This window comes from Geminicoccus roseus DSM 18922 (assembly GCF_000427665.1).
Classification (GTDB): Bacteria; Pseudomonadota; Alphaproteobacteria; order Geminicoccales; family Geminicoccaceae; genus Geminicoccus; species Geminicoccus roseus.
In genome coordinates, this window is sequence record NZ_KE386572.1 from 5,413,270 (window position 1) to 5,421,495 (window position 8,226).

9 protein-coding genes are annotated in these 8,226 nt (G+C 69.3%); 2 read left to right on the forward strand and 7 right to left on the reverse strand.

All coding sequences use genetic code 11. The features are described 5' to 3' along the window. Nucleotides 1-175: 175 nt before the first annotated feature. The 3 genes from GEMRO_RS0126410 to GEMRO_RS34770 are packed head-to-tail and all read right to left on the reverse strand — an operon-like array spanning nucleotide 176 to nucleotide 1,641. The gene (locus GEMRO_RS0126410; RefSeq protein WP_027136392.1) at nucleotides 176-853 is read right to left on the reverse strand and encodes an HAD-IA family hydrolase; all 678 of its coding nucleotides are present in this window, start codon (nucleotides 851-853) and stop codon (nucleotides 176-178) included. Between the two features lie 49 nt (nucleotides 854-902). Continuing rightward, the gene (locus GEMRO_RS0126415; protein WP_051329520.1) at nucleotides 903-1,433 is read right to left on the reverse strand and encodes an NUDIX hydrolase; all 531 of its coding nucleotides are present in this window, start codon (nucleotides 1,431-1,433) and stop codon (nucleotides 903-905) included. Nucleotides 1,434-1,440: 7 nt separating this feature from the next. Continuing rightward, nucleotides 1,441-1,641: a DUF1192 domain-containing protein gene (locus GEMRO_RS34770; RefSeq protein ID WP_027136394.1), complete on the reverse strand. Its 201-nt coding sequence runs from the start codon at nucleotides 1,639-1,641 to the stop codon at nucleotides 1,441-1,443. Between the two features lie 130 nt (nucleotides 1,642-1,771). Between GEMRO_RS34770 and gpt the strand changes: the two genes are divergently transcribed. After that, nucleotides 1,772-2,260 carry a xanthine phosphoribosyltransferase gene (gene gpt, locus GEMRO_RS0126425; RefSeq protein WP_027136395.1) on the forward strand — a complete coding sequence of 163 codons (489 nt, stop codon included), beginning with the start codon at nucleotides 1,772-1,774 and terminating at the stop codon, nucleotides 2,258-2,260. Nucleotides 2,261-2,366: 106 nt separating this feature from the next. On the opposite strand, the gene GEMRO_RS33805 is transcribed toward gpt, so the two are convergent. Beyond that, on the reverse strand, nucleotides 2,367-2,522 hold the full coding sequence (locus tag GEMRO_RS33805; RefSeq protein WP_084507684.1) for a DUF3309 family protein: 156 nt from the start codon (nucleotides 2,520-2,522) through the stop codon (nucleotides 2,367-2,369). A 206-nt stretch (nucleotides 2,523-2,728) separates the two neighbouring features. Here GEMRO_RS33805 and GEMRO_RS0126435 point away from each other — a divergent pair, with 206 nt between their 5' ends. Continuing rightward, nucleotides 2,729-3,616: a transglutaminase family protein gene (locus GEMRO_RS0126435; RefSeq protein ID WP_027136396.1), complete on the forward strand. Its 888-nt coding sequence runs from the start codon at nucleotides 2,729-2,731 to the stop codon at nucleotides 3,614-3,616. Here the strand turns inward: GEMRO_RS0126435 and GEMRO_RS34530 are convergent, their stop codons facing one another. The 3 genes from GEMRO_RS34530 to GEMRO_RS32145 form a co-directional block, all read right to left on the reverse strand. Continuing rightward, nucleotides 3,617-5,188, reverse strand: coding sequence for a calcium-binding protein (locus GEMRO_RS34530; protein ID WP_027136397.1), 1,572 nt, complete (start codon nucleotides 5,186-5,188; stop codon nucleotides 3,617-3,619). Nucleotides 5,189-5,357: 169 nt separating this feature from the next. Next, nucleotides 5,358-7,067 (reverse strand): calcium-binding protein, encoded by a 1,710-nt coding sequence (locus GEMRO_RS33130; RefSeq protein WP_027136398.1) that lies wholly within the window; start codon nucleotides 7,065-7,067, stop codon nucleotides 5,358-5,360. 211 nt (nucleotides 7,068-7,278) lie between these two features. Beyond that, on the reverse strand, nucleotides 7,279-8,226 hold a 948-nt coding region (locus GEMRO_RS32145), incomplete at its 5' end, for a calcium-binding protein (protein ID WP_205625100.1).

Here is an 8,226-nt window from a genome sequence, read left to right on the forward strand (position 1 = left end):
ATGTCCCCTCGGGGGCGATGGCGACGCTCGAACCACGGGGGCGCCTGATGCCGGCGCGCACGCGGTAGCGCGGCGAGGCCCGGGGGGCTCACCGCGTCAGGGTCGTCGTCGGGCCTGCGACGAGAGGGGCAGCATCATGCACATGCCGCGCGTATCGGGCCTGTCCCGGCCGCTGTCAACCGGCGTGCTGCAACTCGTCCAGGAGATCGGGCAGGCGGTGCATGTCCCGGAGCACCGTCTCGGCCCCGGCATCCACCAGCCGCTGCGCCCAGCGATCGCTGTTGGCATGGCGTCCGCCGCAAAAGCCGATCGGCGCCATCCCGGCCGCGACCGCCGCCTGGACGCCAGCGGGACTGTCCTCGATCACCACGCAGCGCCCCGGCGCATGGCCCAGGGTCGAGGCGGCCAGCTCGAACAGGTCGGGGAACGGCTTGCCGCGCGCCACCATGGTCGAGCTGAACAGATGCGGGTCGAGCCTTTGCAGGAGCCCGGTGATCTCCAGCGACCGGCGGATCCGCTCCGGACGGGACGAGGACGCCACGCAGCGCGGCAGCGTCAGCCGGTCCAGGCAGTGGTCGATGCCGGGGATCGCCACGAGTTCGGTCTCGAACGCCTCGACCACCTCCGCCTGCAGCTTCTGCCCCCACCCTTCCGGAAGGGGCCGGCCGAGCTTTGCCTCGATGATCTCGTTGGCGCTCTTCTGCGAGAGCCCGACGAACAGCTCCAGGGCTTCGTCCATGGTGATCGGCCAGCCCAGGAGATGCAGGGCCGCCACCTCCTTGCCGATGGAAACGAACTCACTGTCCACCAGGACGCCGTCGCAGTCGAAGATCACGAGGTCGAAGCGCGCCAAACGATGTCTCCTCTTTGGGTGGTCGGTCCTGAGGGGGGCGCTGCGGCGGTCAGATCGGCTCGGGATTGAAGCCGGTCGTCCACTGCTCCTGGCCGCGCAACTCGGACGCGCGCCGTAATACCCAGGTCACGGTCGGAAAGGCCAGCTCGTCCCAGGGGATCTCGTCCCACCCGACCAGCCTGACCTCCTGGCTTTCCGGGCCGGCGGCCACGTCGGCGTCCAGCAGCCTGGCGCGGTAAAGGATCTGCACCTGGTCGATGCGCGGGATGGAATAGACCGCGATCAGTCCCTCGATCTCGATCCGGGCGCAGGCTTCCTCCCAGGCTTCACGGATCGCCCCCTGCTCGGCCGTCTCGCCGACTTCCATCCAGCCGGCCGGGATCGTCCAGTATCCGACCCGGGGCTCGATCGCCCGCCGGCACAGCAACAGCCGGTCGCCCAGCGTGCAGACCGATCCCACCACGATCTTCGGGTTGACGTAGTGGACCGTCGCGCAGCCGGTGCACACGAACCGCTCGCGATCGTCGCCCGAGGGAGTGGCCAGGCCGATCCTGGCACCGCAGCTGGAGCAGAAACGCACGGACCCTTCAGCTCCCTGGCTTCTTGAACAGGGCCTCGGCGGCGCGGCGGACATCCGAGCGCCTCGCGATCTCGTCTTCCAGCCGGGCGATCTCCTTGCGCAGCCGGTCGCGCAGGCTGGTCATCTCGTCGACCGACATGCCGTCGAGCCGGGCCGGAACGACCAGGTCGCGGCTCGGTCGGGCTGGGAGTTCGTCGTCGTCGCGCATGCTGGTTCCGCCTGATCTGGTGCGCAGGGATAGTCGGGTGCCGAGTCGATCTTGACAAGATGGCGGGCACGGTGCTCGCCAGGGCGCCTCCCCGCAGGATGCATCTCGTCGCCACCCCCGGAGTTCGATCATGGCCGATCAAGCGCGCCGCTACTTCCCGGTCCACTGGGACCAGCTTCACCGCGATGCCAAGGCACTTTCCTGGCGGCTGGCGGGGCTGGGCCCGTGGACCGGCATCATCGCGGTCACCCGGGGCGGCCTGGTGCCGGCGCACATCGTCGCCCGGGAGCTCGACGTCCGGATGATCGACACGATCGGGATCTCCTCCTACGACCACCAGGACCAGCGCGAGCCGCAGATCGTGAAGCCCTGCGCCGCCGCCGGCGACGGCAAGGGCTGGCTGGTGATCGACGACCTGGTGGACACGGGCCAGACCGGCCGGATCGTCCGCCAGCTCCTTCCCAACGCCCATTTTGCCACGATCTACGCCAAGCCGCTTGGCCGGCCGCTGGTCGACACCTTCATCACCGAGGTCAGCCAGGACACCTGGATCCTGTTCCCCTGGGACATGGAAGCCAGCTACGCCAAGCCGATCGCGCAGATGTCCCTGCCCAGCTGACCTCCTCATCCTCCCTTGAGCGGACAGACGCCCCGCCTCCCGAAGCCGGCGGCGGGGCGTCCGGCGGTGGTCGTGCCCGGGCAGCGGACGTGCCCGGGCGGACCGGTCAGATCCTGCCCATCAGCAGCAGGACGATGACGACGATCAGCACGACGCCGAGAATGCCGCTCGGCCCGTAGCCCCAGCTGCGGCTGTAGCCCCAGCTCGGGAGGGCGCCGATCAAGAGCAGGATGAGGATGATGAGAAGAACCGTACCGAGCATGAGATTGTCTCCCGATCCCGGCGGAGCGTTGCGGCACCCGTGCCGCTCGGCGCTGACCAGCCATGCCGAATAATCGCCAAGGAGTGGTGTGGTTCCTGTTGGCGCCGCGGGCGGTGCGGCCTGCGGGCCGGTAGCGACGGCGACCGGAATAGGGCAGGATCGCCCGGCCCGGGGATCGAGCCGGCCGGGCGCCGGAGGACAAGCGGGTGCGCTTCGAGATCGTCCACCAGACCGTCTACCGGTTCCACCGGCCCGTGGAACTGGGCGAGCACCGGCTGATGATCCGCCCGCGCGACAGCCACGACCTGCGCCTGGTCGAGGCGACCCTGCAGATCGAGCCGCCATCGGCCCTGCGCTGGGTCCATGACGTGTTCGGCAACTCGATCGCCCTGGCAAGCTTTGCTGGCCGGCATGACGGCCTCTCCATCACCAGCCGCCTGGTGCTGGAGCGGTTTGCGCGGCAGCCGCAGAGCCTCGAGGTCGACCCCAAGGCCGCCTGCTATCCCTTCGCCTATGGCGCCTCCGACCGTCTGGACCTGGGTGCCACGACCCGGATGGAGGACCCGGCGGGCCGGGACGCGCTGCGCGGCTGGACGAGTGGCTTCCTGCCTGGCCGACGGGCCGAGACCCTCGACCTGCTGACCCGGATGGCCAGCGCGATCCGCGCCGAGTTCACCTATGAGCCGCGCGCCGCGGAAGGGACCCAGGCCGCCAGGGAGACCCTGCGCCGGCGCTCGGGCACCTGCCGGGACTTCGCCATGCTGCTGATCGAGGCGGCCCGCCATCTGGGCCTGGGGGCAAGGTTCGTGACCGGCTACCTGTACGATCCGGCGCTGGACCCGCAGGCGGCAGACGAGCCGTCCGCGCCGATCCGCGGGGCAGCCTCGACCCATGCCTGGGCCGAGGTCTATCTGCCCGGCGCCGGCTGGATCGAGTTCGATCCGACCAACGGCACGGTGGCCAGCGGCGACCTGATCCGGGTCGCGGTGACCCGCAGCCCCAGCCAGGCCCTGCCGGTGAGCGGCACCTTCCTCGGCTCCAGGAACGATGCCGCGGGCATGGAGGTGACCGTCCGGATCCGGGCGATCGCCTGATCAGCTGGTCGGGATCTGCACGCCGCCGAAATCCATGAACTCGACGTTGAGCAGGAAGTTGATCCCGTAATTGGTCCCGCCGGCGCCGTTATGGACGACCACGATGCTGCCGTCGTCCTGGGTGGTGACGGCATAGTTCGCGCGCGGGCCGTTGAAGAACGCGATGTCGACGCCTTCGCCGCCGTCCAGCACATCGTCGCCGGCACCGCCGCGCAAGAGGTCGTCGCCGTCGCCGCCATCCAGCGTGTCGTCGCCGAAGCTGCCCCGCAGGTCGTCGTTGCCGGCCCCGCCGCTCAGGCGGTCGTCACCGGCGCCACCGGCGATCATGTCGTTGCCGGCACCGCCTTCGACGATGTCGTCGCCGCTGCCGCCGTCCAGGTCGTCGTTGCCGCCGCCGCCATCAATCGTGTCGTCGCCGACGCCGCCGCGGACCAGGTCGTCGCCCAGGTCGCCATAGAGGATGTCGTTGTCGATCCCGCCGAACAGCAGGTCGTTGCCGCCGCCGCCGTGCAGCTGGTCATCGCCCGCTGCTCCCTTGAGGAAGTCCTCGCCGTCGTCGCCGAACAGGACGTCATTGCCGGGGCCGCCATCCATGTTGTCGTTGCCGGGCCCGCCCAGCAGGCGGTCGCCGCCCGGCCCGCCGGCCAGGAAGTCGTTGCCGAGCCCCCCCATCAGGGTGTCGTCGCCGTTGCCGCCATAGATGACGTCGTTGCCGCCCTTGCCGTCGACCACGTCGTCGCCGTCGCGGCCCGCGATGATGTCGGCCTGCTCGGTGGCCGGGCGGGTCGGGGTGAGACCACCGGGCAGCACGGCCTCGGAACCGTTCGCGAGGAAGCGGACATATTCGACCCGCGCCGACGGGTTGCTGTAGTGGTCGACGATGGTGATGCTGTTGCCGGTGCCGTAATTGATGACCAGGTCGTTCTGGTCGAAGCCGTCCTTGGCCTGGCCGCGGGAATAGCTGACGCTGGCGGGCGCCACGCCGGCGGTGAACACGATGGTGTCGCCGGTGCCGCCGGTCTCGACGATCACGTCCTTGCCGTCGCCGGCGCTGAAAAAGTACTGGTCGTTGCCGCGCCGTCCCTCCAGCCGGTCGGCGCCGGGGCCACCGACGATGTTGTCGTCGTTGTCGGAGCCCAGCAGGCGGTCGACCCCGGCCGACCCGGTGAAGGTCAGGATGCCGCCGACCAGCGCCTGGACCTGGTCGCTGTCGGCATAGCGGATGCGCTCGATCGCCCCGGTGCCGTCGAAGAACCCTTCGACCCGGATGAAGTCGGTCAGGCTGTAGTAGATGTAGAGCTGGCCCTCGTTGGTCTTGCCGAGGTTGACATATTCCCGGCCGTCGCCCCGCCACAGGAACACCTGCTGCGGGACGACGCCTTCGAACCGGATCTCGTCGCCGGCACCACCCGTATCCTGGATGGTGTCCTGGCCGGAGCCGGGCCGGAACAGGTAGACGTCGTTGCCGGCCAGGCCGCGGAGCACGTCGTTGCCGCCCAGGCCGTCGATGACGTCGTTGCCGGCCGTGCCGGCCAGATTGTCCGCGCCGGCGGTGCCGGTGATGTTCGCCACGTTGCCACCCTCTGCCTGCCGTCCGGCCGCCGCCTGTCCAGGCTCCTGCTCGGACCGTTGAATTTCAGATGGCTGCCGGAAACAGCCCTGTCATCGCGCGACGAGTAGGGGAAAAATCCGGGAGCTCCAAGTCACGACAGCGGGCGAGGATGACGCACCGCCGGCGCGCTCAGGCGACCACCATCCGCTCCCCGCCGCCGAACTCGAGCAGCTCGACGTTGCGCAGCACGTCGGTCCCGTAGAGGCGGCCAGGCGCTATGTGGGCGACCTGCAGGCTGCCGTCGGCCAATTCCGTGATCGTGTAGTCGCTGCTGGGGCCGTTGAAATACGCGATGTCCCGGGCACCGCCCCCGTCCAGCAGGTCGTTGCCGGCGCCGCCGCGCAGCACGTCGTCGCCGGAGCCACCCTCCAGGATGTCGTCGCCGAAGCTGCCGCGCAGGTCGTCGGTGCCGTTGCCGCCCAGGAGCCGGTCGTCGCCCGCCCCGCCCTTGAGCAGGTCGTTGCCGTAGCTGCCGTCCAGCACGTCGTCGCCGCTGCCGCCGTCCAGGTCGTCGTTGCCGCTGCCGGCGAACAGCTGGTCGTTGCCGACCCCGCCGACCAGCCGGTCTGCCCCGGACTCGCCATAGAGCAGGTCGTCGCCGATCCCGCCATAGAGGAGGTCGTCGCCGTTGCCGCCGGTCAGGCTGTCCTCGCCCGACGACCCCTTGAGGAAGTCGTCGCCATTGTCGCCGAACAGCAGGTCGTTGCCGGCGCCGCCGTCGAGATTGTCCTGGTCGTAGCCGCCTTCCAGCCGGTCGGTGCCGGCGCCGCCGATCAGGAAGTCGTCGCCGTTGCTGCCCTTGAGCGCATCGTTGCCGTTGCCGCCGAAGATCACGTCGTCGCCGTCGCGGCCGTCGATCACGTCGTCGCCGTCGCGGCCGGGCACCACGTCGTTGCCGGGCCCGGTCTTGGGACCGGGATCGCCGGGGTCGGTGCCTTCCTTCACGAAGGCCTTGCCGTCCCAGGCATACTCGTCGCTGCTGTCGGCAAACAGCAGCTTCTCGATCCCGCCGGCCTTGTCCTTGCCGACCAGCGTCACCGCGAGCTGCGCGCCGTTCTTGGAGGTGTGCCGGATCGACAGGTCGTCGCCGACGGTGGAGAACACCAGGTCCTGGAAGCGGATGCCGGCGCCGAACAGGATGCGGTCGCCGTTGCCGCCGATGTCCTCGATGATCTCGACGCCGTTGCCGCTGGCGAGCTGGTACTCGTCGTTGCCGCTGCCGCCGCGCAGCGTGTCGTTGCCGGTGCTGCCGCGCAGCACGTCGTTGCCCTCGCCGCCCTCGACCCGGTCGTCGCCCAGGCGCGGGTCCAGGACGTCGTCGCCCTCCAGCCCGCGCAGGATGTCGTTCTCCTCGCTGCCGAACAGCAGGCTGTCGCTGGCGCTGGTCCCCTCGAACAGGGTCTGGTCGAGGGTGCTCTTGTCGCTGAAGACGATGGTCTCGGGCAGGCCCTTGGTGATCTCGATCGAATCGCCCTTGCCGTAGTACAGGATGAACCCGGCATTGCCCGGCATCACCCCGCCATCGGCGACCATGCGCACCAGCCGGACGCTGTCCGGGTCGACCGAGACGCCGAACTGGATGGTGGTGTCGGCGCGGTTGTCGGTCAGGATGTCGGCGCCGTCGCCGGCTCGGAAGATGTAGCGGTCGGCGCCGGAGCCGCCTATCAGCGTGTCGTTGCCGGGGTTTCCGGTCAGGACGTCGTTGCCGGAGTTGCCCAGCAGCGTGTCGTTGCCCTGCCCGCCCTCGAGGGTGTCGTCACCGCCGATGCCGTCGATGGTATCGTCTTCGGCCGTTCCGACCAGCTTGTCGGCGCCGGTCGTGCCGGTGAGTTTCGCCACGATCTCAACCTCTTCTCTTCTACCGACCTTGGGCGTTCATCAACGCGCGTGAATTGTCCAATGCTGCGGTGGAATATCTCGATCCGGAAACTCGTCACCCGACGCATAGGCGAAAAAATCGGCATGTCCATGGCGCGATGCGCCACCGCCGGACAAGAAAAAGGCGGGTGATGCATCGCATCACCCGCCGGTTTCCGTCTGCGTGGAAGGTTCAGCCGACCGCGATCTGCACGCCGCCGCCGAACTCCAGGACCTCGACGTTGCGCAGCACGTTGTCGCCATAGATCTGGCCGGCCCCGGTGTGGGAGACCAGGGTGCTGCCGTCGGCGCGCTCGGTGATCTGGTAGTCGCTGCTCGGGCCGTTGAAGAACGCGATGTCGCGCCCCTCCCCGCCGTCGATCAGGTCGTCGCCGTGGCCACCGCGCAACTCGTCGTCGCCGGCCCCGCCGTCCAGGATGTCGTCGCCGAAGCTGCCGAACAGCTTGTCCGCACCGTCATCGCCGCGCAGCGTGTCGTTGCCGGTGCCGCCGCGCACGCTGTCGTCGCCGGTGCCGCCTTCGACGATGTCGTCGCCGGTGCCGCCATCGACGTCATCGTTGCCGGCCCCGCCGCGCACCGTGTCGTTGCCCAGGCCGCCACGGACCAGGTCGTCGTTGCCCTCGCCGTCCAGCACGTCGTCGCCGATCCCGCCGAACAGCAGGTCGAGGCCGCCGCCACCAAACAGCTGGTCGTCGCCCGAACCGCCTTTCAGGAAGTCATTGCCGGTGCCGCCGAACAGGCTGTCGTTCTCGACAGCCCCATCCAACACATCGTTGCCGCTGCCACCCTCCAGACGATCCTCACCGACGCCGCCGACCAGAAAGTCCTGGCCGTCGCCGCCGATCAGGCGGTCGTCGCCATCGCGGCCGAAGATGATGTCATCGCCACCCAGCCCGTCGATCGTGTCGTTACCTAATGTGCCGATCGCGACATTGGGACCTTGGTCTACCACAGGCTTGGGATCCGGGGTCGGATCGGGCTTCGGATCCGGGGTCGGATCAGGCTTCGGGTCGGGCTTCGGATCAGGCTTGGGGTCCGGGGTCGGATCAGGCTTGGGATCCGGGGTCGGATCAGGCTTGGGATCCGGGATCGGGTCGGGCTTCGGATCCGGGATCGGATC